This is a genomic window from Aromatoleum tolulyticum, from assembly GCF_900156155.1.
Taxonomy (GTDB): Bacteria; Pseudomonadota; Gammaproteobacteria; order Burkholderiales; family Rhodocyclaceae; genus Aromatoleum; species Aromatoleum tolulyticum.
The window spans coordinates 202824-227000 of record NZ_FTMD01000002.1 but is presented as its reverse complement, the minus strand read 5'-3'; the positions used below and the strand labels follow the sequence as shown (position 1 = coordinate 227000).

23 protein-coding genes are annotated in these 24177 nt (G+C 66.6%); 8 read left to right on the top strand and 15 right to left on the bottom strand.

The genetic code is table 11. The annotated features are described in order from the left end of the window. Positions 1-78 precede the first annotated feature (78 nt). The 6 genes from BW991_RS03660 (at position 79) to BW991_RS03635 (ending at position 9410) form a co-directional block, all read left to right on the top strand. Positions 79-1281 carry a YbfB/YjiJ family MFS transporter gene (locus BW991_RS03660; protein WP_076600729.1) on the top strand — a complete coding sequence of 401 codons (1203 nt, stop codon included), beginning with the start codon at positions 79-81 and terminating at the stop codon, positions 1279-1281. Positions 1282-1337: 56 nt separating this feature from the next. Further along, positions 1338-2963 (top strand): NAD(P)/FAD-dependent oxidoreductase, encoded by a 1626-nt coding sequence (locus tag BW991_RS03655; RefSeq protein ID WP_076600728.1) that lies wholly within the window; start codon positions 1338-1340, stop codon positions 2961-2963. Continuing rightward, positions 2963-3163, top strand: a complete 201-nt coding sequence (locus BW991_RS03650) for a SlyX family protein (protein ID WP_076600727.1) — start codon at positions 2963-2965, stop codon at positions 3161-3163. The genes BW991_RS03655 and BW991_RS03650 overlap by 1 nt, the downstream gene beginning before the upstream one ends. Before the next feature lie 90 nt (positions 3164-3253). Further along, positions 3254-3499: a CDGSH iron-sulfur domain-containing protein gene (locus BW991_RS03645; protein ID WP_076600726.1), complete on the top strand. Its 246-nt coding sequence runs from the start codon at positions 3254-3256 to the stop codon at positions 3497-3499. Positions 3500-3683: 184 nt separating this feature from the next. Continuing rightward, positions 3684-8201 (top strand): PAS domain S-box protein, encoded by a 4518-nt coding sequence (locus tag BW991_RS03640; RefSeq protein WP_076600725.1) that lies wholly within the window; start codon positions 3684-3686, stop codon positions 8199-8201. A gap of 3 nt (positions 8202-8204) precedes the next feature. Beyond that, on the top strand, positions 8205-9410 hold the full coding sequence (locus BW991_RS03635; protein WP_076600724.1) for an EAL domain-containing response regulator: 1206 nt from the start codon (positions 8205-8207) through the stop codon (positions 9408-9410). 4 nt (positions 9411-9414) lie between these two features. Here BW991_RS03635 and BW991_RS03630 read toward each other — a convergent pair whose 3' ends face one another. The 3 genes from BW991_RS03630 to BW991_RS03620 are packed head-to-tail and all read right to left on the bottom strand — an operon-like array spanning position 9415 to position 12762. Then, positions 9415-10455, bottom strand: a complete 1041-nt coding sequence (locus BW991_RS03630; protein ID WP_076600723.1) for a CobW family GTP-binding protein — start codon at positions 10453-10455, stop codon at positions 9415-9417. 38 nt (positions 10456-10493) lie between these two features. Further along, positions 10494-10688: a YbdD/YjiX family protein gene (locus BW991_RS03625; RefSeq protein ID WP_076600722.1), complete on the bottom strand. Its 195-nt coding sequence runs from the start codon at positions 10686-10688 to the stop codon at positions 10494-10496. A 4-nt stretch (positions 10689-10692) separates the two neighbouring features. After that, positions 10693-12762 carry a carbon starvation CstA family protein gene (locus BW991_RS03620; RefSeq protein ID WP_076600721.1) on the bottom strand — a complete coding sequence of 690 codons (2070 nt, stop codon included), beginning with the start codon at positions 12760-12762 and terminating at the stop codon, positions 10693-10695. Positions 12763-12996: 234 nt separating this feature from the next. Here BW991_RS03620 and BW991_RS03615 point away from each other — a divergent pair, with 234 nt between their 5' ends. Together BW991_RS03615 and BW991_RS03610 are read left to right on the top strand one after the other, a co-directional pair. Further along, entirely contained in the window at positions 12997-14367 is a 1371-nt protein-coding gene (locus BW991_RS03615) for a cache domain-containing protein (RefSeq protein WP_076600720.1), read from the top strand. After that, entirely contained in the window at positions 14364-15008 is a 645-nt protein-coding gene (locus tag BW991_RS03610; protein WP_076600719.1) for a response regulator, read from the top strand. Before BW991_RS03615 ends, BW991_RS03610 begins: the two co-directional genes overlap by 4 nt. 15 nt (positions 15009-15023) lie before the next feature. Here the strand turns inward: BW991_RS03610 and BW991_RS03605 are convergent, their stop codons facing one another. The 12 genes from BW991_RS03605 to BW991_RS03550 all read right to left on the bottom strand — a co-directional run bounded on the left by BW991_RS03605 (position 15024) and on the right by BW991_RS03550 (position 24153). Beyond that, positions 15024-15926 (bottom strand): DMT family transporter, encoded by a 903-nt coding sequence (locus BW991_RS03605; RefSeq protein WP_076600718.1) that lies wholly within the window; start codon positions 15924-15926, stop codon positions 15024-15026. Next, the gene (locus tag BW991_RS03600) at positions 15926-16636 is read right to left on the bottom strand and encodes an ABC transporter ATP-binding protein (RefSeq protein ID WP_076600992.1); all 711 of its coding nucleotides are present in this window, start codon (positions 16634-16636) and stop codon (positions 15926-15928) included. Before BW991_RS03600 ends, BW991_RS03605 begins: the two co-directional genes overlap by 1 nt. Then, positions 16636-17466 (bottom strand): ABC transporter ATP-binding protein, encoded by an 831-nt coding sequence (locus tag BW991_RS03595; protein ID WP_076600717.1) that lies wholly within the window; start codon positions 17464-17466, stop codon positions 16636-16638. Before BW991_RS03595 ends, BW991_RS03600 begins: the two co-directional genes overlap by 1 nt. Further along, on the bottom strand, positions 17463-18764 hold the full coding sequence (gene livM / locus BW991_RS03590; RefSeq protein ID WP_076600716.1) for a high-affinity branched-chain amino acid ABC transporter permease LivM: 1302 nt from the start codon (positions 18762-18764) through the stop codon (positions 17463-17465). The genes BW991_RS03595 and livM overlap by 4 nt, the downstream gene beginning before the upstream one ends. Next, positions 18764-19678: an ABC transporter permease subunit gene (locus tag BW991_RS03585; RefSeq protein WP_076600715.1), complete on the bottom strand. Its 915-nt coding sequence runs from the start codon at positions 19676-19678 to the stop codon at positions 18764-18766. The genes livM and BW991_RS03585 overlap by 1 nt, the downstream gene beginning before the upstream one ends. A 162-nt stretch (positions 19679-19840) precedes the next feature. Further along, the gene (locus tag BW991_RS03580) at positions 19841-20938 is read right to left on the bottom strand and encodes a branched-chain amino acid ABC transporter substrate-binding protein (protein ID WP_076600714.1); all 1098 of its coding nucleotides are present in this window, start codon (positions 20936-20938) and stop codon (positions 19841-19843) included. Continuing rightward, positions 20935-21633: a GntR family transcriptional regulator gene (locus BW991_RS03575; RefSeq protein ID WP_076600713.1), complete on the bottom strand. Its 699-nt coding sequence runs from the start codon at positions 21631-21633 to the stop codon at positions 20935-20937. The genes BW991_RS03580 and BW991_RS03575 overlap by 4 nt, the downstream gene beginning before the upstream one ends. A 120-nt stretch (positions 21634-21753) precedes the next feature. Continuing rightward, entirely contained in the window at positions 21754-21966 is a 213-nt protein-coding gene (locus BW991_RS03570) for a hypothetical protein (protein WP_076600712.1), read from the bottom strand. Between the two features lie 24 nt (positions 21967-21990). Further along, a complete protein-coding gene (locus BW991_RS03565) occupies positions 21991-22389 on the bottom strand; it encodes a thioredoxin family protein (RefSeq protein WP_076600711.1) in 399 nt (132 codons plus the stop codon). A gap of 123 nt (positions 22390-22512) precedes the next feature. Then, entirely contained in the window at positions 22513-23304 is a 792-nt protein-coding gene (locus BW991_RS03560) for a methyltransferase domain-containing protein (RefSeq protein ID WP_076600991.1), read from the bottom strand. A gap of 23 nt (positions 23305-23327) precedes the next feature. After that, a complete protein-coding gene (locus tag BW991_RS03555) occupies positions 23328-23567 on the bottom strand; it encodes an anti-sigma factor family protein (protein ID WP_076600710.1) in 240 nt (79 codons plus the stop codon). Continuing rightward, complete coding sequence (locus BW991_RS03550; RefSeq protein ID WP_244551599.1) at positions 23560-24153, bottom strand: RNA polymerase sigma factor; 594 nt, start codon at positions 24151-24153, stop codon at positions 23560-23562. Before BW991_RS03550 ends, BW991_RS03555 begins: the two co-directional genes overlap by 8 nt. Positions 24154-24177: the final 24 nt, after the last annotated feature.

Below are 24177 nucleotides of genomic sequence, written 5' to 3'. Positions count from 1 at the left end.
CTTATGCCGGTATATGCGGGACTTGCGCGATACGGTTCCATACCGTAGCGTATTGATCCGGATACCACGGCCCCCACGATGAGCGATTCACAAAAACAACGACTGAAGGTCCTGAGTGCCGGCATCCTGAGCCTGATCCTGGTGATGGGCGTTGCACGCTTCGCCTACACCCCTCTCTTGCCGTTGATGCAGCAGCAGGCCGGCCTCGGCGTGGCCGATGGCGGGTGGCTGGCGGCGTGGAACTACGCCGGCTACCTCAGCGGTGCGCTGATCGCATCGATGATCAGCGACCTCGTGCTCAAGGATCGTCTCTACCGCATCGGGCTGGTCGTCGCCGTGCTCACCACGGTGGCGATGGGCCTCACGACCGACGTCTTCTGGTGGTCGGTGTCCCGCTTCCTTGCCGGTTTGAGCACCGCCGGGGGCATGCTGCTGGGTACCGGGCTGATCCTGAACTGGCTCATCCGCCACCAGCACCGCTCCGAGCTGGGGATCCACTTCACCGGCATCGGCCTCGGCATCGCGGGCTGTGCGGCCGCGGTGGCGCTGATGACGCAGTGGCTGGACTGGCGCGCGCAGTGGTTCGTGTTCAGCGCCCTGGGTGTGCTGCTGCTGATTCCCGCGTGGCGCTGGCTGCCCCCGCCCGACAGCACGTCCCTCACGGTCGGCGGACAGAAGATGGAGGACAACCCGCCGGGAGCCGGCTTCCTGCGCGTGTTCATGGCGGCGTATTTCTGTGCCGGCGTCGGCTACGTGGTCAGTGCGACCTTCATCGTCGCGATCATCGACAAGTTGCCCGGGCTGGGCGGGCGAGGGGCGCTCGTGTTCCTCGTGCTCGGGCTCTCCGCCGTACCGGCGTGCATCGTGTGGGACTTCATCGCGCGCCGGGTCGGCTACCTGAATTCGCTGCTGCTGTCTTTCGTGCTGCAGATCGTGGGCATCCTGCTGCCGCTGGCGGGCGGCCTGATCCCGGCCTTCCTCGGGGCGACCCTGTTCGGCGGCAACTTCATCGGCGCGGTCAGCCTCGTCCTGACGATGGCCGGCCGCTACTATCCGACCCGTCCGGCGAAGATGATGGGGAAGATGACCATTGCCTACGGCATCGCGCAGGTCGCCGGTCCGGCGGTCACCGGCACCCTCGCGGCACATGGCGGCAGCTATGCGGACGGGCTCTACGTGGCGGCGGCGGTGATGGCCGTCGGAACGGTGCTGGTCGCGCTGCTCAGGGTAATGGCCGCGCGGGGACCGGAAAACACGGTGACGGCAGGCAATCCCGTTTAAAATCGCGGCCTTCGACGTGCACGGCACGTCCCCGAGAACCTGCGACCGGAATCACCATGCTGCGAATCAACGAACTCAGGCTGCCCCTCGATCACCCCGAGGGCGCCCTGAGGGACGCCATCGTTGCCCGCCTGGGCATCCAGCCCGCCGAACTGGGCGAGTTCACCGTGTTCAAGCGCAGCTACGATGCGCGCAAGCCGAGCGCGATCACGCTGAGCTACACGATCGACATGCAGTTGGCGAACGAGGACGCGCTGCTGGCGAAGTTCGCCGGCGACCGCAACGTGGTCCGTACGCCCGACACGAACTACCGTTTCGTCGGCAAGGCGCCGGAGCAGCTCGCCCACCGGCCGGTGGTGGTCGGCTTCGGCCCGTGCGGCATCTTCGCGGCGCTGATCCTCGCGCAGATGGGCTTTCGCCCCATCGTGCTGGAGCGCGGCAAGGCCGTGCGCGAGCGCACCAAGGACACCTGGGGGCTGTGGCGCAACAGTGTGCTGAACCCCGAGTCGAACGTGCAGTTCGGCGAAGGTGGGGCGGGCACCTTCTCGGACGGCAAGCTCTACAGCCAGATCAAGGACCCGAAGCACTACGGTCGCAAGGTGCTGACGGAGTTCGTGAAGGCGGGCGCGCCGGAAGAGATCCTGTACGTGAGCAAGCCGCACATCGGCACCTTCCGCCTCGTCGGCATGGTCGAGAACATGCGTGCGGACATCATCGCGCTGGGGGGCGAGATCCGCTTCCAGCAGCGCGTTGCCGACGTGCGGATCGAGGACGGGCATCTGCGTGGCGTCGTCCTCGCGAACGGGGAGGAAATCCGCTCGGACCACGTCATCCTCGCGCTCGGCCACAGCGCGCGCGACACCTTCGAGATGCTGCACGAGCGGGGCGTGTACATGGAGGCCAAGCCGTTCTCGGTCGGCTTCCGCGTCGAACATCCCCAGTCGCTGATCGACAAGGCGCGCTTCGGCCCCAATGCCGGACATCCGGTGCTGGGCGCGGCCGACTACAAGCTCGTCCATCACGCGAAGAACGGCCGCTCCGTGTATAGCTTCTGCATGTGTCCGGGCGGGACGGTGGTCGCGGCCACCTCCGAGCCCAATCGTGTCGTCACCAACGGCATGAGCCAGTATTCGCGCAACGAGCGCAACGCCAACGCCGGTATCGTCGTCGGCATCACGCCGGACGACTACCCGGGCGGCCCGCTGGCGGGCATCGCCTTCCAGCGTCACTGGGAATCGCGCGCCTATGAGCTGGGCGGGGGCGACTACATCGCGCCGGGCCAGCTCGTCGGCGATTTCATCAAGGCACAGCCGTCGAGCGTGCTCGGCTCGGTCGAGCCCTCGTACAAGCCGGGCGTGAAGCTGGGCGACCTGTCCACGAGCCTGCCCGACTACGCGATCGCCGCCGTGCGCGAAGCGCTGCCGGCCTTCGAGCGCCAGATCAAGGGCTTCTCCATGCGCGACGCGGTGCTCACCGGCGTCGAGACGCGCACCTCGTCGCCGTTGCGCATCACGCGCGGTGCGGACTGCCAGAGCCTCAACGTGAAGGGCTTGTTCCCGGCGGGCGAGGGAGCGGGCTACGCCGGCGGCATCCTGTCGGCCGGTGTCGACGGCATCCGCGTTGCCGAGGCGGTGGCGAAGTCCATTCTCGGCGACGTGAGCGTCGTGGCGGAGGAGGCGTGATGGAAGACCGCCTCGACCGCATCGAAAGCAAGCTCGCACTCGCCGAGGACGCAATCGACGAGCTCAACATGACGGTGTTCCGCCAGCAGCAGCTGATCGACCGCCTGCAGAAGCAGATCGTCGAATTGCACCGCCAGATCGCCTCCGGTTCGCCCGGCGAGCGGCGCGACCTGCGCGAGGAGATTCCGCCGCACTACTGAGGTGCCCGTCTGGCGGAGCGTGGCTGCGGTCGTCTAGAGTGGAAAAGCGCAGGCCCGGTCGCGGGCCCGCTTCATTTCAGGAGTGATGTCATGACCGAGCCGGAACCGACCATCGCACAGAAAGGGCCCTATGCCGTCGAACTGGAGGCCGGCAAGAGCTATTACTGGTGCCGCTGCGGCAACAGCAAGAACCAGCCGTTCTGCGACGGTTCGCACAAGGGTGGGCCATTCCTGCCGGTGAACTTCACCGCGAAGGAGACGGGCACGGCCTATCTGTGCGGCTGCAAGCACACCGGCCACCAACCCTACTGCGACGGCACGCACAAGACGCTGTAGGTATCCGGCGACCGCGTCGGTCGCCCCGGCGGACAGAGCGAGCATGTCTGGAACCCCCGCATCGGGGCAGGGATGTGTGGGGAATATCACGCTGGGTTGGCAGCAGGGTGATAACATTGTCCCAAAGTAGATAACGGCGACATTTCGGATCCGCCGTTCGCCCCGGTCCGCGAGGTGCGTCCTGATGGCCGATTCCGGGCTGCAAACCGACCCCGATTCCTTTGCTTCAAACTCGCTGGACGCGATTGCCGGCGCTCGGTCAGGACTGACTGCGCCTGCCGGTGTCGCGGGGCCTGTCGCCCTCTGGCTCAGGATCGTCGTCGTCGCGGCGATGTATGTCGCGGGTGGGCTGTTGGCGCGTGCGCTGACTCAGTCATCCGGATACGCATCGCCCGTGTGGCCCGCGGCCGGAGTCGCCCTGGCTGCCTTGTTGGTGTGGGGCGGGCGGTGTTGGCCGGGGGTCTGGCTGGGAGCCTTCCTGATCGACTTCCTGCCCGATCGGACGTCCACCAGCGCGCTGATTTCCGTGATCGGCGCGACTGGGGCAACGCTTCAGGCATTGCTCGGCGCCGGTCTCAGCAGGCGCTTCCAGCGTTCGCCATCGTTTCCCGCACGTAATCGCGATATCGTGCGTTTCCTGCTGCTGACCGGGCCGGTCGCCTGTCTGGTGTCGTCGAGCATCGGCGTCGGCGCGCTGGTCGCCTTGGGACGCATTGCCCGGCCGGATGCGCCGGGCGAGTGGCTGGCCTGGTGGGCCGGCGACACGCAGGGCGTATTGCTGTTCGCACCGTTGGTGCTGCTTGCCTGGCCCGGAGCGCTTCGCCTCTGGCTGCGCCGGGGCGGGGGAACGCGGATTTCCATCCTGCTGATCGTCGCCGTCGCAATCCTCTCGGCCGGCAGCTTCAGTGTCGCCCGCATCGAGGAGGGGCGCAAACGCGCGGAAATCGCCCAGCAGATGGACGAGGTGTTCGAGATCGGTTTTCTTCCCCTGCCGGGCGTCATCGTTCCGCTCGAAGGGGTCGAGCGCTTCATCAGCGCGAGTTCGGTTGTGACTGCGGACGAGTTTGCGAGGTTCACTGCATGGATCACCCGGCATCCGGCTGTGATGTCGATCGATTGGGCGCCACGCGTGCTGCATGGCGAACGCGGGCGCTTCGAACGGGCCGTCCGCGCCGAGGGGATGCAGGACTATCACATCCGCGAGGTCGGCGAGGACGGCAAACCGCGACCGAGCACGAACCGGCCCGATTATTTCCCCGTGCTGTACACCGCACCCGCTGAAATGGGGCAGAGCATCCTGGGACTGGACCACGGCCATGATCCGCACCGACGCATCGAGATGGAGCACGCGACGGAAAGCGGTGTTGCCCATCTGGTTCGCGCGATACCGCTGCTGCGGACGAAACGCCTGGCGCTGCTCGTCTTCCAGCCGGTGCGTGGCGTGGCGCACGCTTCATGGATCGGTGCCGGGCGGGCCGGAACCCATGGTCTGCTGGGCCACGTCGTGGGCGTCTTCGACGTCGTGCAGCTGTTCGGTCCGCTGGCCGACGCCGCGCGCGCGCGGAGCATCGGTTTCCGCGTTTCGGACGTGACGCCCGGCGAACCCGTACAGACCTTGCTCGACGAAATGCGGCCGGGCGTGACGCCGTCCGTGCGCAAGGAGATCAAGTTCGGCGGGCGGACGCTCGGTCTGGATATGGCGTCTGACGGATCGGCCGGATACGCGGGTTATCGGGGCGAGGAGCGGATCTATCAGGTTTTTTCGGTTCTTGCGGCCGTGCTCGTGGCCTATGTCGCACTGAGCGGCGCCGGTCACACGGCGGCCATCGAGGCGGAGGTGGCCGAGCGCACCGTCGACCTCAAGCGCGCGCTGGATGCCAGGCTGGCCGCGGAGGACGAACGTGACCGCATCTTCGATCTGTCGCTCGATCTGATCGGCATTGCGGGCGTGGACGGGTATTTCAAACGCGTGAATCCGGCCTTCGGCCGGACGCTGGGCTGGAGCGACGAGGAGTTCCTGTCGCGGCCCTTCCTCGATTTCGTGCATGCCGACGACGTCGAGGCGACGCTCGCAGTGCTGGATCACCTCGCCCACGGCGAAACGACGATCGGTTTCGAGAATCGCTATCGCTGCAAGGACGGTACGTGGCGCTGGCTGGAGTGGAAAGCCTTGCCGCAGCCGGGCGGCTTGATACTCGCGACGGCGAGCGATTGCACGCACCGGCATGAGACTGCCCAGCACCTGCGCGAGCTCAACGCCGAACTGACGCGTCGCGTAGCGGAGCGCCAGACGGCCCTGGATGCGCTCGGTGCGAAGCAGGAGGAGATCCGTGCGGCACTGGACAATCTGCTCGAGTGCGTCGTGACGATCGACGCGCAGGGGATCGTCCACGGGGCGAACGCCGCCGTGGAGGCAGTGTTCGGATATGCGCGCGACGAAGTTCTCGGGCGCAACGTCTCGCTGCTGATGCCTTCGCCGCATCGGGAGCGGCACGACGATTACCTGGCGCGCTACCTGAAGACCGGCGTCAAGCACATCATCGGAACGACCCGCGAGGTGGAGGGGAGGCACAAGCTCGGCCACCCGATCGCGCTGGAGTTGAGCATTGCCGAGTACCGCGTGCGCGACGAGCAGTTTTTCATCGGCACACTGCGCGACATCGGCGCGCGCAAGGCATTGGTCGCCGCGCTGACGCAGGCCCGGGAAGACGCGGAGCAGGCGAACCGGGCGAAATCGGCCTTCCTGGCTGCGATGAGCCACGAGATCCGCACGCCGATGAACGGGGTGATCGGTTTGGTCGAAGTGCTCGCACGCAGCCAGATGTCGGAACATCAGGCCGATCTGGTGGCGACGATTCGCGAATCGTCATCGACGCTGTTGCGCATCATCGACGACATCCTCGATTTCTCGAAGATCGAGGCCGGCCGGCTGGAACTCGACATCGGCGCGGTGTCGATCGCGGATCTGGTCGAAGGCGTGACCGGGTCGCTTCTTCCGGTGGCGGCGCGGCGCAAGGTGGATCTGTCGGTGTTCGTGGCGCCGGAGGTGCCCGGGCGGGTGCAGGCCGACGAGCTGCGGATGCGGCAGGTCCTCTACAACCTCGTCGGCAACGCGATCAAGTTCTCGTCCGGCCGGCCGCAGGTGCGCGGGCGGGTATCGGTCCGCGTGACGGTGGCCGATACCGCGCCCCTGCGGCTCGCGTTCGCGATCGCGGACAACGGCATCGGCATCGATCCGGGCAAGGTGGAGGAACTGTTCAATCCCTTCACCCAGGCGGAAACCTCCACGACGCGCCGCTTCGGCGGAACCGGCCTCGGCCTGGCGATCTGCTGGCGACTCGTGAACCTGATGCAGGGCGAGATCAAGCTTCACAGCGAGCCGGGAAACGGATCGACGTTCGCGGTGACCATCCCCTTCGTGCAATCGGACGAACAGCCGGTGCCCAACCTGCCGGAGCTTGGCGGGGTGAACTGCGTCGTCGTCGACAGCCCGGAACTCAACACCGAGGACCTTCGCGTGTATCTGGAGCATGCTGGCGCAAACGTGTTCGCGGCGGACGATGAGGCCGCGGCCGGCGTCGCGGCGGCGAACCTGGCCGCACCGGTGGTCCTGATCGACTTTGGCGGCGAGGGACAGAATGCGGGAAGCGAAAGGGCGCTCGGCGCGGGCGCTGCAGCCCGCGTCCGGATCACGCGCGGCAGGCGCCGGCGCCCGCGCATCACGGGCCCCGACACGGTCATGCTGGACGGCAACGCGCTGCGCCGCCAGTCGCTGCTGCGGGCCGTCGCAGTTGCCGCCGGACGTGCGTCGCCGGAGATCTTCCATTCAGTGCCCACCGAGACCGCCGTGCCGGCGACGAAGAATGCGCCGAGTGTCGACGAGGCACGCCGGCAGGGGCGCCTGATCCTCGTCGCCGACGATGACGAGATCAACAAGAAGGTGATCCTCGAACAACTTGCGCTGCTCGGCCATGCCGCGGAAATCGCCGACGACGGGGCCGAAGCCCTGCGCATGTGGCAGCGCGGCGGCTATGCGCTGATCCTGACGGACCTGCACATGCCGACCATGGACGGATATAGTCTGACGAAGGCAATCCGTGAGGTGGAAGACGGTGCGGCGCGCATACCGATCGTGGCGCTTACGGCGAACGCGCTGCAGGGCGAATCAAGACGGGCGCTCGAAGCGGGGATGGACGATTACCTGACGAAACCCGTCAGGCTCGATGTACTCGGCGCGCATCTCGAACGATGGCTGCCGCGGCAGGATACGGTGGTTGCAAGGGCGGAGCAGGTCGCCTCCGGGCCGGCGCCGGACGCCTCGGCGTCCGCGCTGCCGATCCTCGATGTGTCGGTGCTGGGTGGACTGGTGGGGGACGACCCGGTCGTGATTCGCGAGTTCCTGGGCGACTATCTTGCGTCGGCAAGAAGCCTGGTGGCGGAAGCGCGGACTGCATTCGCCGCAGGAGACAGCAGCTTGATAGCCGCATGCGCCCACAAGCTCAAGTCTTCGTCGCGAGCCGTCGGCGCCCTGGCCCTGGGGGACCTGTGCAATTGCATCGAGAACGCGGTCCGGGTGGCGGATCCGGTAGCTCTGGAGCTGGAAATGGGGCGATTCGACAATGTCGTCATCGCGACCGAAACCCGTATCGCCGCGCTGTTGTCCGAACCGCTGGAACGCATCGAATCCCGTAGTCGGGGGTAGGCAATGAAGATTCTCGTGATCGATGACGAGCCTTTCGTACGCAAGCTCCTCGTACACCAGCTCGGGCGCCTGGGCTTCGGACGCGTGCAGCCCTGCGCGAGTGCGCAGGAGGCCCTGTCGCTGCTCGGGCATCCGGGAGAATGTGCCGATCTGATTTTCTGCGACCTGCAGATGCCGGAAATGGACGGCGTCGAGTTCGTCCGTCACCTCGTGCGCGTGGGTTATGCGGGCGGTCTGGTGCTGGTCAGCGGCGAGGACGAACGGGTCGTGCAGACCGCGGCGAAGCTCGCTCGCGCCCACAAGCTGAAGGTACTCGGCGCGCTCAACAAACCGGTTTCGATCGACAGGCTCAGGCAGATACTTGCAAGTGCCGGCGCGCACACCCCCGCCCAGCCGTGCGCGGAGCGCAAGGTCTACTCCGCCGAGCGCCTGCGGCAGGCGATAGCCGATGGCGAACTTATCAACCACTACCAGCCCAAGGTCGAACTCGCATCGGGGGTGGTCACCGGGATCGAGACCCTGGTGCGCTGGCAGCACCCGCAGGACGGACTGATATTCCCCGATCTGTTCATTCCGACTGCCGAAGAGAGCGGACTGATCAACGAGCTGACGCGATCGGTGCTGCGCACGGCCTTGCGCCACGCGCGCGCGTGGCGCGACGACGGCCTTCCGCTGCAGGTTGCGGTCAACGTGTCGATGGACAATCTGGTCTCGCTGGACTTCCCCGATTTCGTCGAACGCGCGGTCAGCGAGGCCGGTATCGCGGCAAGCGGCCTGTTGCTGGAGGTCACGGAAAGCCGCCTGATGAAGGATCCGCTGACGCCGCTGGAAGTGCTGGCGCGCCTGCGGCTCAAGCGCATCGGATTGTCGATCGACGACTTCGGCACCGGGCACTCCTCGCTTGCCCAGCTGCGCGACATCCCGTTCAGCGAACTGAAGGTCGACCGCGGCTTCGTGCATGGTGCGTGGCGCGACGCCTCGCTGCGCGCGATCCTCGAGGCGAGCCTCGGAATGGCGCGCCAGCTCGGCATGAAGACGGTTGCCGAAGGGGTCGAGGACCGGGAGGACTGGGACTTCCTGCGCACCATCGGTTGCGAACTGGCGCAGGGCTGGTTCATCTCCAAGGCTCTGCCGCCCGAGCAGATTCCTGACTGGATCGCCGACTGGGAAGTGCGGCGGTCGACCTTCATTGACCCGGGATCACGATGACCGCCTAAAGGGCGGCGATCACGCACTCCGCAAAACCGGCACGCAATTCGTCCGCCGGCAGCCGGCGGCCGATCACGACGATGCGCGAGCGCCGCGCGGCGTCGTCCCATTCCGCCCCGTAGTCGAAGCCAGCGAGACGATGCACGCCCTGGAACACCAGCCGGTTCGGCTGTCCGGGAATCGCGAGCACGCCCTTGTAGCGGAGCAGGTCGTCGCCGCGGCGGTCGAGGAGCCCCTGCACGAAGGCGCCGATGCGGTCGAGGTCGACGTCGCCTGCATGTTCGAGCAGCAGCGAGCCGATCTCGTCATTGTGTGCGCTTCCACCGACCACGCGGCTGCCGCCCTTTGCTGCCATGCGGAAACGGGGCGTGGCGGGGGCATCTTCGGCGAGCAGGTTTTCGTTCAGGTTGAAGCCGCGGATGTCGAGCAGGAAGCCGACATCGAGTTCGCCGGCGACGAGCTGGCGAATCGGCGCGCGCGCGTTGATGCGCGCGAGCCGGTCGCGCAGCGCCTCGAGCGCATCGGCGGCCACGCCCTCGCTCTTGGATACGAGCAGGCGATCGGCGAAACCGATCTGCTTGAGCAGCACGGCGTGTTCGTCGAGCTGGCGCGGGGCGTGTATGGCGTCGACCACCGTGAGCACCGCATCGAGCAGGTAGGCGTCGGCGAGTTCGGGTTCGGCGAAGAAGGTCTGGATCACCGGCCCGGGATCGGCGAGGCCGGTGGTTTCGATGACGATGCGGTCGAAGGCGAGCTCGCCGGTGTCGCGGCGCGCCTTGAGGTCGACGAGGTTCTTCGCCAGATCGCCGCGCACGGTGCAGCACAGGCAGCCATTGGTCATCTCGACGACTTCCGCGCTTTGCTGCACGAGCAGTTCGCTGTCGATATTGACCGGCCCGAACTCGTTTTCGATTACCGCGATGCGATGCCCGTGGGCGGTCGTCAGGATGCGGTTGAGCAGCGTCGTCTTGCCGGCGCCGAGAAAGCCGGTGAGGACCGTGACCGGAATCGGGACGGAGGAAGGGTTGGGGTTGGGGTGTTGCATGCTCGATCCTTGGTCCGTTCCGGTTTCTTGACGGTTCCTCAACAGCAGCGGCCGGTGCCGCCGCCGTAGCGCGCTTCCTGACGCTCGCGGAAGAATTCCTCGTAGCTCATCACCGGCCGGTCCGGGTGCGTCGCCTTCATGTGCGTGACGTAGGTATCGTAGTCGGGCAGGCCTACCATCAGGCGGGCAGCCTGCCCGAGATACTTGCCGAGCTTGGAGAGGTCGTTGAACACTGGCTTACGCCGCGACGCCCTGGGAGGTCGCGCCCGGTGCGCCGACCTCCTGCGCGGTCGGATGCGCCACGCGGTAGGCCTGGTAGCAGGTGCGTGCGCCGAACACCAGGATGCTCAGGACGACGAGCATGAAGAACGCGGTCAGTCCGGCATCGATCTGGTTGTTGAGGATGATCTGGTGCATCTGGTCCAGCGTCTTTGCCGGTGCGAGCAGTTCGCCGCGGGCAAGGGCGTCCTGATAGCGCGACGACTGGGCGAGGAAGCCGATCTTCGGGTTGGCGGCAAACACCTTCTGCCAGCCGGCCGTCAGCGTGCAGGCGAGCAGCCACACCATCGGCAGGATCGTCACCCACGCAAAGCGCTCGCGCTTCATCTTAAACAGCACGACCGTGCAGAGGATCAGCGCGACGGCGGCAAGCATCTGGTTGGCGATGCCGAACAGCGGCCACAAGGTATTGATGCCGCCTAACGGATCGACCACGCCCTGGTAGAGGAAGTAGCCCCACGCAGTGACGCACAGCGCGGTGGCGATCGCGTTGCCGGCCCAGGAGTCGGTGCGCTTCATCGCGGGTACGAAGGTGCCGAGCAGGTCCTGCAGCATGAAGCGACCCGCACGCGTACCGGCATCGACCGCGGTGAGGATGAAGAGCGCCTCGAACAGGATCGCGAAGTGGTACCAGAAGCCCATCATCGCGGTGCCGCCGAACATCTTCGAGAAGATCTGCGCCATGCCCACCGCAAGGGTCGGCGCGCCGCCGGCACGCGCGATGATCGTGTTCTCGCCGACCGCGGCCGCGGTGCCGGTGAGCGTTTCGGGGGTGACGACGAAGCCCCAGTTCGAGATCACTTGTGCAGCGCTTTCGGCCGTCGGCCCGAGCACCGCGAGCGGGCTGTTCATCGCGAAATACACGCCCGGGTCGATGATGGATGCGGCAACCAGCGCCATGATCGCGACGAACGATTCCATCAGCATGCCACCATAGCCGATCAGGGGCATGTGCGACTCGTTCTCAATCATCTTCGGGGTGGTGCCCGAAGAAATCAGCGCATGGAAGCCGGATACGGCGCCGCAGGCGATGGTGATGAAGAGGAAGGGGAACAGGCTGCCCGACCAGGCGGGGCCGGTGCCGTCGATGAAGCGCGTGACCGCCGGCATTTCGAGGTCGGGCGCGACGAACAGGATGCCGACCGCGAGCGCGAGGATCGCGCCGATCTTCAGGAAGGTCGACAGGTAGTCGCGCGGCGCGAGCAGCAGCCACACGGGGAGCACGGAGGCGATGAAGCCGTAGCCGATCAGCATCCAGGTTAGTTGCGTGCCGGTGAAGGTGAACAGCGCCGCCAGTGCGGGATCGGCAGCGATCTTGCCGCCGCCCACGATGGCCCAGATCAGCAGCACGAAGCCGATCACCGAGATCTCGCCGATACGGCCCGGACGGATGTAGCGCGCGTAGATGCCCATGAAGATCGCGATCGGGATCGTCGCGGCGACGGTGAAGGTGCCCCACGGGCTTTCGGCCAGGGCCTTCACGACGATCAGCGCGAGCACCGCGAGGATGATCACCATGATCATGAAGGTGCCGAACAGCGCGATCACGCCGGGAATCGGCCCGAGCTCGGACTTGATCAGGTCGCCGAGCGAGCGGCCGTCGCGGCGCGTGGACACGAACAGCACCATGAAGTCCTGCACTGCGCCGGCCAGCACGACGCCAGCGAGGATCCACAACATGCCCGGCAGGTAGCCCATCTGTGCCGCAAGCACCGGGCCGACCAGCGGGCCGGCGCCGGCGATGGCGGCGAAGTGGTGGCCGAACAGCACGTACTTGTCGGTCGGCACATAGTCCAGGCCATCGTTGTTTCGGCAGGCCGGGGTGGTGCGGTCGGGATCCAGCGACATCACCCGCTTCGCGATGAACAGGCTGTAGTAGCGGTAGGCGATGAGGTAAACGGAAACCGCGGCGACCACGATCCACAGGGCGTTGATCGTTTCACCGCGATTGAGTGCGATATATGCGAGCGCGAAAGCGCCGAAGATGCCGACAAGCGCCCACAGCGCGTGTCTCGACAGCGTAGCCATCTGTACTCCTCCTCTCTCCGGATAGGCCGTTGAATCAGGCTCTGGTCTTACCGGATCTGGTTCCGGGTCCCGGCACCCGTGTGCCGGGTATCACGCGTTAATGTCGCGGAATGGCGCCGGTCGGACCATTCGCACTACTACTTTCCGCGGCTGCGTAGTTCTACGCAGACGTGCCGTAGGACTGCCGCACGGCACTACAATCGCAAGCGGACAACGGGGGAGAGGAAGGCAGACTTGCGGCTCAAGCACAAAGTCATCGTCCTGGCCGTGCTGCCGCTCATTGCGGCGGTGGCCGCGATCGCGATCCTCGTCGCGATGCAGGCGCGCGACCTCGAACGACAGCAGGAGGGCGTGCTGAAGGAGGCGATGCTCGCCGCCAAACGCGCGGAGCTGCAGCACTACGTCCAGCTCGCTCAGACTTCGATCGACCATCTGTACTCGTCGGGGCGCGACGACGAGGCGACCAAGACGGAGGCAAAGCGCATCCTCGGCGAGATGAACTACGGCGACGACGGCTACTTCTTCGCCTACGACATCACCGGCCTCAACATCGTGCATCCCCGCCAGTCCGAGCTCGTCGGCCGCAACCTGTGGGACAAGCAGGATTCCGAAGGCCTCCCGGTCATCCAGCGCCTGATCGCCGCGGCCGCATCCGGCGACGGATTCCTCCAGTACAAGTGGAACAAGCCTTCGACGGGCAAGGAAACCGACAAGCTCGGCTATGTCGTGAAACTCGACCGCTGGGGCTGGGTGCTCGGGACCGGCATCTACCTCGACGACGTCGAGAGCATCCGCAGCATGCTGCGCGAGCGCATGGCGTCACGCATCGCGGCGACCGTCGTGGGCTTCACGGTCGTGGGGATCGTCGCGGCGCTCATCGTGTTCGCCGGTGGCATGGCGCTGAACATCAGCGAACACCAACTCGCCGACCGCCGGCTTAAAGCGCTCGCGCAGCGCATCGTGACCTCGCACGAGGAGGAGCGCACGCGCGTCGCACGCGACCTGCACGACGGCCTCAGCCAGCTGCTGGTGTCGGTCAAGTTCCACCTCGAACTTGCGAAGGAGAGGGCGCTCGCCGGGCGTGACGACGTCGCGGAGCACATCACCAAGGGTCTCGAAGGACTCGGCGTGGCGATCGGCGAGATCCGCAGCATCTCGCACAATCTGCGTCCCTCGCTGCTCGACAATCTCGGCCTGTCAGCGGCCCTGCGGCAACTGCTCGACGAGTTCCAAGTGCGCACCGGCATGGTCGTCGACGCCGACATTGGCAAGGTCGACCTGCTCGCCGACGAGGCCGGCGCGACGACGTTGTATCGCATCGCGCAGGAAGCATTGACGAACATCGAGCGCCACGCCGGCGCCCAACACGTCCGCCTCGCCCTTGCGGCCGGGGGCGGGACCGTCCGCCTCGTGATCGCCGACGACGGGCGCGGCTTCGACATCTCCCGGATCGACCACCCGCGCAGCGGTGGCATCGGCCTGCGTAACATGCGCGAGCGCATCGAGCATCATGGCGGGAAGCTTGCGGTCAGCTCCGTGCCCGGCCATACCGAGCTCAGTGCGCTGCTGCCGTGCCCGAATGCGAAGAAAGGAAGCCTGTCATGAGCGATACGACCGATCCCGGCGCCCGGATTCGCCTGCTGCTCGTCGACGATCATCAGCTCGTCCGCGACGGCCTGCGCGCGCGGCTGGGCGACATCCCCGAGATCGACATCGTCGGGGAGGCGGCCAACGGCGAGCAGGCGCTGGCTGCCGCCGAAACCCTGCGCCCGGACCTCGCGCTGGTTGATGTCGGCCTTCCCGACATCAACGGCATCGAACTGACCACGGCACTCGCACAACGGTGCCCGGAGCTGCGCGTGCTGATCCTGAGCATGTACGACAGCCAGGGCTACGTGATGTCGGCGATGCGTGCCGGCGCGCGCGGTTACGTGCTCAAGGATGCCCCCTCGGCCGAGATCATTGCGGCGATCCGGGCGGTCGCCGCCGGCGGCGCCTACTTCAGCAGCGCCCTGACCGCCGCGCTGGCGACGCAGGGCGACGACGCGACGGCCCTGACTGAGCGGGAACGGGAAGTGCTGATCCTCGTCGCCCAGGGCGACAGCAACAAGCGCATCGCGCAGAAGCTGGATGTCAGCGTGCGCACGGTCGAGACGCATCGCCTGAACCTGCGCCGCAAGCTCGGTATCGAGACGGCCGCCGGACTCGCCGGCTACGCGCTGAAGCGCGGCTGGATCAGGGGCTGACCGGCTGGGCGCCGCTCAGGATTTCTCGCCGCGCGCCGCCAGATAGATGCCCGCAAGCAGCAGCGCGAAGCCGCCGAACTGCAGCGGCGCGAAACCTTCGCCGAAGACGATGAAGGCCATCGCTGCGCTGGCCACCGGCTCGCCGAGCGTGACCACCGCGACGAAAGTCGCCGAGACGTGGCGCAGCGACCAGTTGTACGCGGTGTGCCCGAGCAGCTGCGGCCCGAGCGCCATGCCGGCCAGCACCGCCCAGGCGGTGACGCTGAAGCCGCTGAGCGGCGAGCCGCTGCTGCCGCTCGCCACAACCAGGAGCAGGGCCGCCACGCCGTACGCAAGCCACACATAGGCCGGCAGCGGCAGCCCCGCCCGCAAGCGTCGGCCGATAAGCAGGTACGCCGAGAAGCACCACGACCCGACCAGCGCCAGCAGGTTGCCGAGCATAGGGTTCGCCCCGGCGCCGGCGTTCTGGCTGTCGCTCCAGAAGATCAGCAGGCTGCCGCCGAAGGACAGGGCGATGCCGCCGAGCATCATGCGGCTGGGTCGTTCGCGAAAGAGTACGAAGGACGCCAGGCCGATCCACAACGGGTTGGTGGTCACCAGCGCCGTGCTGGAGGCGACCGAGGTGTATTCCAGCGACGTGATCCAGGTGCCGAAGTGCAGCGCGAGGAAGAAACCGGCCGCCAGGGCGAGCAGCCCCTGGCGACGGTTCAGCCGCGCGAGCGCGTGCCCCGACTGCCACAGCGCGATCGGCGTCACGACGAGCGCCGCCAACCCCAGCCGCCAGCACGCCACCGCGAGCGAGGGGACCCCTTCGGCCTGCGCAAAGCGCGCGAAGATCGCGCCGAAGGAAACCGCCATCAGTCCGATGCCCAGCACGACGAAGGGCATCCAGCGCGGCGGCGGGGCGCCTCGATCCATCAGTGCCCGCCCTCCAGGTAGGCCGCACGCACCTCCTCGCTCGCGAGCAGCTCCTGCCCGGTGCCCGCGAGCACGATCTCGCCGTGCTGCAGCACGTAGCCGCGGTGGGCGACGCGCAGCGCATGGTGGGCGTTCTGCTCGACCAGCAGCACCGTCATGCCGTGCTCGGTGTTGAGCTCGCGGATGATCTGGAAGATGCGCTTGATGTAGATCGGCGCGAGGCCCAGCGACGGCTCGTCGAGCAGCAGCAGCTTGGGCCGGCTCATCAGCGCGCGGCCGATCGCCAGCATCTGCTGCTCGCCGCCCGACAGCGTGCCGGCGCGCTGCGATGCCCGCTGCTCGAGGATCGGGAACATCGCATACACCCGCTTGATGTCGGCGTTGAAGTTCGCCGGGTCGGCGAAGGCCGTGCCCATCAGCAGGTTCTCCATCACCGTCATGCGCGGGAAGATGCGCCGGCCTTCCGGCACGATCGCGATGCCGCGACGCGAGATCAGGTGGCTGGGCACGCGCGTGATGTCCTCGCCGTCGAACACGATGCGCCCCGACGAGGCGCCCGGCTTGCCGAACAGGCTCATCATCAGCGTTGACTTGCCCGCACCGTTGGCGCCGATCAGCGTGACGATCTCGCCGACCTGCACCGTGACATCGACGCCGCGCAGCGCGTGAATATGGCCGTAATGGGCGTGCACGCCCTCCATGTGCAGCATCATGCGGCGATCCCCCCGGATGCGGTTTCCTCGTCATCCTCGCCGAGGTAGGCCTTGATGACTTGCGGGTCGTTGCGGATTTCCTCCGGCGTGCCTTCGGCGATCTTGCGCCCGTAGTTCAGCACGCAGATGTGGTCGGAGACGTTCATCACGACGCTCATGTCGTGCTCGATCAGCAGGATCGCGATGCCTTCCTCGCGACACAGCGACAACAGCAGCGTGTTGAGCTCGGCCGATTCGCGCGGGTTCAGGCCCGCAGCCGGCTCGTCCAGGCACAGCAGCACCGGATCGACGCACAGCGCGCGCGCGATCTCGATGCGCCGCTGCGTGCCGTAGGGCAGGTCGCCCGCGGCGACGTCGGCGATGCCGGTCAGGCCCAGGCGATCGAGCCAGTGCGCGGCCGTCTTCAGTGCCTCGGCCTCGGCCTTGCGGTAGCCCGGCAGCCGGAAGATGCCGGCGATCGAGAAGCGCGACGCCTCCTGCAGGAAATTGTGCTGCGCGACGATCAGGTTTTCCAGCACCGTCATTTTCGGGAACAGGCGGATGTTCTGGAACGTGCGTACGACCTGCGCATCGCGTGCGACGCGGTGGCCGGTCAACGTTTCCAGCCGCATCTCGCCCTTCTTCGGATGCACGAGGCGCACGCTGCCGGTGGTCGGCTTGTAGAAGCCGGTCAGGCAGTTGAAGAACGTCGTCTTGCCGGCGCCGTTGGGGCCGATGATCGCGGTGATCTTCCCGGCCGGCACGGACACCGACAGGTCGTCGATCGCGGTAAGGCCGCCGAAGCGCATCGTCAGGTTCTCGACCGAGAGCAAGGTGGCAGAGCTCATGCCTCACCTCCCGCGGTAACGGCCTTGTTGAGTCGGATTGTCGGTTCGCGTGACGCGAGCAGGCCGCCCGGTTTCCACACCATGATCAACACCATCGCCGCGCCGAACATCAGCATGCGGTACTCGGAGAAATTGCGCCCCAGCTCCGGCAGCAGTACCAGCACCAGCGCCGCGAGCACCACGCCCAGCTGGCTGCCCATGCCGCCCAGCACGACGATCGCGAGGATCGTCGCCGACTCGGTGAAGGTGAAGCTTTCCGGCGAGATGAAGCCCTGGCGTGCGGCGAAGAACACGCCGGCGAAGCCGCCCAGCATCGCGCCGATCGCAAACGCGGAGAGTTTCACGTTGGTCACGTTCATGCCCATCGCCTTGCACGCGATCTCGTCCTCGCGCAGCGCCTCCCATGCGCGCCCGACCGGCAGCTTCCTCAGGCGCGAGACGAAGACGTTGGTCAGCAGCGCCAGCACCAGGATCAGGTAGTACAGGAAGATGATGCGGTGCATGCCCGAGAAGTCGAGCCCGAAGAAGGTCGCGAAACTCTGCGTCCCTTCGGCCGGATTGCGGTCGAAGGGCAGGCCGAACAGCGTCGGGCGCGGGATCGAGCCGATGCCGTTGGGGCCGTTCGACAGCTCCGTCCAGTTCACCAGGATCACGCGGATGATCTCGCCGAAGCCCAGCGTCACGATCGCCAGGTAGTCGCCGCGCAGGCGCAGGATCGGATAGCCGAGCAGGATGCCGAAGGTCGCGGCCATCGCGCCTGCCACCGGCAATGCCTCCCAGAAGGTCCAGCCGAAATGCGAGAAGAGCAGGGCGTAGGTGTAGGCACCCACCGCATAGAACGCGACGTAGCCGAGGTCGAGCAGGCCGGCCAGGCCGACGACGACGTTCAGGCCCCAGCCGAGCATCACGTAGATCAGCACCGTCGTCGCGGTATCGATCACATAGCGGTTTTCGGAGAAGACGATCGGCAGGGCGATCGATGCGCCCAGCACTGCCCAACCGATCACCTTGATCGCCTGCGGCGTGCGGTCGACCTTCACCACGGCCGGTTTTGCCGCGCGACGGCTGCGGACTTGGTCCATGATCCAGCGGAAGATGAAACGCCCGACGAAGGATGCGCCGACGAAGGCTCCCAGCATGCCGAAGCGGGTGTGAACGGCCAGAGCGCCGCCCTCGTCGACAGTCGTCAGGCCGACCATCGGAATGCCCAGCAGCAGGGCGATGAAGGCGACCCAGGCCGCGTCCTTGAAGCGTTCGGCCGGCGTGCGCGCGTGGCGCGCGATGATCACGGCGCTCATCAGACCTTCTCCACTTCAGGACGGCCGAGGAGCCCGCTCGGGCGGAACATCAGCACGAGGATCAGGATCGCGAAGGTCGCGACGTCCTTGTATTCGGGCGACAGATAAGCCGCCCAGAAGGCTTCGATGAGACCGATGATCAGCCCGCCGAGCATCGCACCCGGCAGCGAGCCGATCCCGCCCAGCACCGCTGCCGTGAAGGCCTTGATGCCCGCGACGAAACCGATGAAGAAGTCGACGACGCCGTAGTACACGGTCACCATCACGCCGGCGACCGCGGCCAGCGCCGCGCCGAGCATGAAGGTCGCCGAGATCGTGCGATCGACGTTGATGCCGAGCAGCGCCGTCATCGTGCTGTCCTGCTCGCAGGCACGCTGCTGTCGCCCGAACGCCGTTTGCGTGATCAGCCAGGTGAAGGCCACCATCAGCACGATCGTTACCAGCACGATCATGATCTGCGTCCATGACACCTGCACCGTGAAATCGGCCGTCCGCCACAGTTCGATGCCGCCTTCCAGCACGGGCGGAATCGGCTTCACGCGCGCGCCCTGGGTGAGCTGCACCATGTTCTGCAGGAAGATCGACATGCCGATCGCGGAGATCAGCGGCGCGAGTCGCGTCGAGCCGCGCAGGGGTCGGTAGGCCATGCGCTCGACCGCCCAACCGTAGGCCGACGTGAAGAAAATCGCGGTGATCAGCACTGCGGTGATTGCCAGCGGCAGCGACGTGATGTCGAAGGCCGCGAGCAGCGTGAAGGCGGTGACCGCGATGAACGCGCTCACCATGAAGATGTCGCCGTGGGCGAAGTTGATCATGCCGATGATGCCGTACACCATCGTGTAGCCGATCGCGATCAGGCCGTACACGGCGCCCAGCGTCAGGCCGTTGATGAGCTGTTGCAATGCATATGCCACAGCAGTCTCCTTTCTCGTTATGCGGTGTCTCACGAGCGACGCCGGCCGACAGGGCTGCCGTCCGCGCCGTAAATCATTCCGCGAGAGTGCGCCGCCGGCCTTTTGGACCGGCGGCGCGTGGGCCGGGCGGGTTGCCCGGCCGGTGACTAGACCAAAGAAGGATTACTTGGCGGCGTAGTCGTACTGGCCGCCCTTCCACTGGTACACGACGAAGCCGGGCTGCTTCTGGTCGCCCTTGGCGTCGAAGGCGAGCTCGCCGATCACGGTCTTGAAGGTGCCGCCGCGCATCGTCTTCTCCAGATCGGAGAACTTGGTGCTCTTGGCCTGGGTCGCGGCGTCGGCGAAGAGCTGCATCGCGGCGTAGGCGTACATCACGTAGCCTTCCGGTTCGACCTTGGCGTCGCGGAAGCGCTTCACGATCGGAGCGGCATCCGGGTTCTTGCGCGGATCGGGCGAGAACGTGAACATCACGTTGTCGGAGTTGGCGCCGGCAGCGGTGACGAGCTCCGAGTTGGTCATGGTGTCGCCGCCCATCACGGTCAGCTTCAGGCCGGCCTGCTGCGCCTGGCGCAGGATCAGCGCGACTTCGGTGTGATAGCCGCCGTAGGCCAGCACCTCGACGCCGGCCTGCTTGAGCTTGGTCACGATGCCCGAGTAGTCCTTCTCGCCCGCGGTGATCGACTCGCGCAGCGTCGGCTTCAGGCCTTTGGCGGTCATCGCCTTGGCCATCTCGTCGGCCAGGCCCTTGCCGTAGGCGCTCTTGTCGTCGAGCACGGCGACCTTCTTGCCCTTGAACTTGTCGGCGATGTAGTTGCCGGCGACCAGGCCCTGCTGGTCGTCACGACCCATGATGCGGAAGATGTTCTTCAGGCCGCGCTCGGTGACCTGCGGATTGGTCGACACGGTCGCCATCGGGATGTCGGCCTCGACGTACACTTCCGACGCCGGGATCGTCGAGCTCGAGCACCAGTGGCCGTGCATGAACACGACCTTCTTGTTGACCATCGTGTTCGCGACCGAGACCGCCTGCTTCGGATCGCAGGCGTCGTCACCGACTTCCAGCTTGAGCTTCTGCCCGAGCACGCCGCCCTTGGCGTTGATGTCGGCGATCGCCATTTCCGCGCCGCGGCGGATCTGGTCGCCGGCCGAGGCATACTGGCCGGTCATCGGGCCCGCGATCGCCACCGTCAGGTCGGCGTGGGCGAGCGGCGCCTGCGCGCCGAGCGCGAGGAAGGCGGTCGCAATCAGGGTTTTCTTCATGTGTTTCCTCCGTGGTGTCTGTGGTCCTTCAGGTACTGCACGAGCGACGCCCCCGCATCGAGCACATGGGCCCGCGTCAGGGACGCCGCAGCGTCGGGGTCGCGCCTTGCGAACGCATCGAGGATCGCGCTGTGTTCGCTCTGCGTCTTGGGCATCTCGGTCTGCGCCGTCATTGCCAGCAGGGCGCGCACGTAGCGCTCCAGCTTGTCGTAGAGCGCGCGGATCTCGGCCAGCAGGATGGGCCGGTCGGCGTCGGCGTAAAGCGTCGAATGGAACAGCCAGTTCAGTTCGCCCCAGCGTCCGGGGTCCTGCGACGCGCCGAACTCGGCCAGCTTCTGGCGAGCTTCGTTCAGGCGTTCGTCGCTGATGCGGGCCGCTGCGAGCCCGGCGGCGCGTGCTTCGAGCATCGCGCGGATGTCCATGTATTCGAGAATCTCGGCCGGCGACAGGCCGGCCACCACTGCACCACGGTTCTTCGTGAAGCGTACCAGGCCCTCCGCTTCCAGCCGCTTCAGTGCTTCGCGCACCGGGATCTTGCTGACATGGAATCGGGCCGCGATCTCATCCTGGCGGAGCACCACGCCGGTCGCGAGGTGCCCCCTGACAATCGCGTCGCGCAGCGAACCGGCAATCTGGTCGGATGCCGAGAGACGCAAGACACGCGGGACTGCGAGTTGTTCGAGTGGCAAAGCCATGGATGGTCTTGTGTAAGATCGTATACGTTATACGGAGAGGCGCGAAAATTACCCGCCCGCGTAACGGATTGCAAGCTGCACCGCAACATCAGGATTTGCCGATTTTTCCCGGCGTCGCGCTCAGGCGTCGGGGAGCGTCAGTTCCGCCCACATGACCCACTGTCCGCAGGCATTGCGGGGGCCGCGCAGGGTGCCGTGCCACGGCCCCTCGTTGCACGGGCCGCGGGCATCGTCCTCGTACTCGACTTCGCCCGGATTCGCTCCGGGTTTGCGCGCACCGCCCCAGCGTTTGCACGAAACGCAGCGCTTGCGGTCGGCGGGCTGGACGGGCATCGAGGGGAAGCCGGAGGAGGGGGCTCAGGCGGCCTTGCGCGCGAGATGCTTCGCGAGTGCCGGGCGCAGATTGCACTCCTGCTGCCACGCCCGCCGCTCGTCGTTGGCAAAGGCGTAGGCACGCGCCTCGTCATCGCCGAGCGCAGTCAGGGTCTCCAGCGTGCGCTGCAGGAAAACGTGCTGCGGCAGCATCGTGCCGAAGAACAGCACCACATCGCCGCGCTGGATCAGTAGCGTGGGGAAGTTCTCGATATCGAGGTCGCCCGCCACGTCGGCATCGTCCTCGACATCCACCCAATGGAATCCGGCCTGCGGCCACTGCGCCGCGAGCGCCTCGAATCCGGCGCGGTATTCGCGGCACGTGCCGCACCATTCGGCGCACAGGCAGACGACTAGCAGTTCGGGAAGCGGCAGGGCATTCATTGGCATACTTTCGGGAAACCGGCGGCCCGAGGCTAGCACATCCGGCGCGGCGGCACACGCCGTGCCCATCGCGCATCGGCATGCGGTCGCGCTGACCGTCGGCGCCCAACGGCACCGCAGCGATCAGGTTCCGCCCGGTTTGTGCAGCTTGAGCTCCAGCGCATGCGCCCCCAGCGCAGAGGCGATCCGCCGGGTGTCCTCGCTGTTGCTGCCGGAGAAATAGTCGAATCGGCGCAGGATGCTCACGGCGTCGAAACCCGCTGCGCGGAACGTGTCGAGGTAGATTTCCTCGATGACTGCGCCCACCACGCACTCCGCCCACAACCTGGGATTGCTGCGCGACTTCTCCCCGATCGGCTGCGATACGACGATGTCGGCCAGCTGGACGCAGCCGCCCGGGCGGAGCACGCGGAAGATCTCCGCGAACGCCGTCGCCTTGTCCGGAACGAGATTGAGCACGCCGTTGCTCGTGACGACATCGACGCACGCATCGGGCAGGGGGATGGCCTCGGCATTGCCTTCGATCGGCTCCACGTTTTCGACGCCGGCGAGTGAGATATTGACGCGCAGCTTGTCGAGCATCGCGGGCGTCATGTCGAGCGCCAGCACACGTCCGGCATCCCCGACCAGCCCTGCGGCAATCAGCGTATCCGTGCCCGCCCCGGCCCCCACGTCGAGGACCCGGTCACCGCTGCGGATCACGTCCGCGGCGAACGGAAAGCCGACACCGGCGAAGGACTCCTGCGCGCTCGGCGGAATCCGGTCCAGCCAGCTTTCCGGATACCCGACGAACAGGCACGCCGCGCGCCCGGTCGGGAAGTGAAAGCGCCTGTCCGGCTGCGTGGCGACGTCCGTGTACATCTGCTGCACGGCTTCGAAGATCTGCTCCTTCCGGAGTCCGGCGATCGCAACCATGATCTCCTCCCGCATGAGTCCGTTCAGAATTCGTCGAGAATCGCTTTCAGTCGGCGCTTGAGCGAGTCGGGAGGGGGCTCAGTGGCGAGCGCCTGCAGCCTGCGTCGCAGCGCGCGCTCGAACTCGGCGCGGGAGAAGCACCCGCGGCACTCGGCGAGATGGTCCTCGATCCGTGCCCGCCTTGCGTCGTCGAGCTCGCCGTCCAGGTATTCCAGCAGGCTTGCGACCACCTCGTCGCAATGGATCCGTTCCTGCTCAGTCATGAGCATCTCCCTCGTCGAGGCTGCCGCGCACCAGGCCGGCCGCCTGCGCCTGCTGCCACAGCGCGCGCTGCAGCTGCGACCGCGCGCGGTTGAGCCGCGAGCGGACCGTCCCGACCGGCACGCCGAGCATCCCGGCGACCTCGGCATACGAGTGGCCGAGCAGGTCGACCGAAACGACAACCGCCCGATAGCAGTCGGGCAGGGCGCCCAGTGCGCGGTCCAGATCCTCGCACAGCAGCTTGTTGATCAGTTCCTGCTCGGGATTGCCCCACCACAACAGGAAGGGCTGGTGGAGGCGGTCGAACAGCGAAAAGCCATCCTCGTCCTCCTCGGCCGCAAGCGTCTCTTCGCGCCTGTGACGGCACTGACTGAAAAAGGTGTTTGCCAGAATCCGGAAGATCCATTTCTCGAAGCACGTCCGGTCTTCCAGTTGCGGCAGATGGGCCCACGCCTTGACCACTGTCTCGGAAACCAGATCTTCCGCGGCGGCGCGGTTGCGCGTGAAGCGCAGCGCGACGCCGTAGAGCCGGTCTGCCAGCTCTTCGATGCGCAGGGCGAAGAACGTGCGGTTGTCGGTTGCACACACGGGCGGCTCACGCCCTGACCGGCC

Bases quoted from the DNA above. Each gene is read 5' to 3' on its own strand.
- BW991_RS03660 (WP_076600729.1), top strand. From the start codon at position 79: ATGAGCGATTCACAAAAACAACGACTGAAGGTCCTGAGTGCCGGCATC.
- BW991_RS03655 (WP_076600728.1), top strand. From the start codon at position 1,338: ATGCTGCGAATCAACGAACTCAGGCTGCCCCTCGATCACCCCGAGGGC.
- BW991_RS03650 (WP_076600727.1), top strand. From the start codon at position 2,963: ATGGAAGACCGCCTCGACCGCATCGAAAGCAAGCTCGCACTCGCCGAG.
- BW991_RS03645 (WP_076600726.1), top strand. From the start codon at position 3,254: ATGACCGAGCCGGAACCGACCATCGCACAGAAAGGGCCCTATGCCGTC.
- BW991_RS03640 (WP_076600725.1), top strand. From the start codon at position 3,684: ATGGCCGATTCCGGGCTGCAAACCGACCCCGATTCCTTTGCTTCAAAC.
- BW991_RS03635 (WP_076600724.1), top strand. From the start codon at position 8,205: ATGAAGATTCTCGTGATCGATGACGAGCCTTTCGTACGCAAGCTCCTC.
- BW991_RS03630 (WP_076600723.1), bottom strand. From the start codon at position 10,455: ATGCAACACCCCAACCCCAACCCTTCCTCCGTCCCGATTCCGGTCACG.
- BW991_RS03620 (WP_076600721.1), bottom strand. From the start codon at position 12,762: ATGGCTACGCTGTCGAGACACGCGCTGTGGGCGCTTGTCGGCATCTTC.
- BW991_RS03610 (WP_076600719.1), top strand. From the start codon at position 14,364: ATGAGCGATACGACCGATCCCGGCGCCCGGATTCGCCTGCTGCTCGTC.
- BW991_RS03605 (WP_076600718.1), bottom strand. From the start codon at position 15,926: ATGGATCGAGGCGCCCCGCCGCCGCGCTGGATGCCCTTCGTCGTGCTG.
- BW991_RS03600 (WP_076600992.1), bottom strand. From the start codon at position 16,636: ATGCTGCACATGGAGGGCGTGCACGCCCATTACGGCCATATTCACGCG.
- BW991_RS03595 (WP_076600717.1), bottom strand. From the start codon at position 17,466: ATGAGCTCTGCCACCTTGCTCTCGGTCGAGAACCTGACGATGCGCTTC.
- livM (WP_076600716.1), bottom strand. From the start codon at position 18,764: ATGAGCGCCGTGATCATCGCGCGCCACGCGCGCACGCCGGCCGAACGC.
- BW991_RS03580 (WP_076600714.1), bottom strand. From the start codon at position 20,938: ATGAAGAAAACCCTGATTGCGACCGCCTTCCTCGCGCTCGGCGCGCAG.
- BW991_RS03575 (WP_076600713.1), bottom strand. From the start codon at position 21,633: ATGGCTTTGCCACTCGAACAACTCGCAGTCCCGCGTGTCTTGCGTCTC.
- BW991_RS03570 (WP_076600712.1), bottom strand. From the start codon at position 21,966: ATGCCCGTCCAGCCCGCCGACCGCAAGCGCTGCGTTTCGTGCAAACGC.
- BW991_RS03565 (WP_076600711.1), bottom strand. From the start codon at position 22,389: ATGAATGCCCTGCCGCTTCCCGAACTGCTAGTCGTCTGCCTGTGCGCC.
- BW991_RS03560 (WP_076600991.1), bottom strand. From the start codon at position 23,304: ATGGTTGCGATCGCCGGACTCCGGAAGGAGCAGATCTTCGAAGCCGTG.
- BW991_RS03555 (WP_076600710.1), bottom strand. From the start codon at position 23,567: ATGACTGAGCAGGAACGGATCCATTGCGACGAGGTGGTCGCAAGCCTG.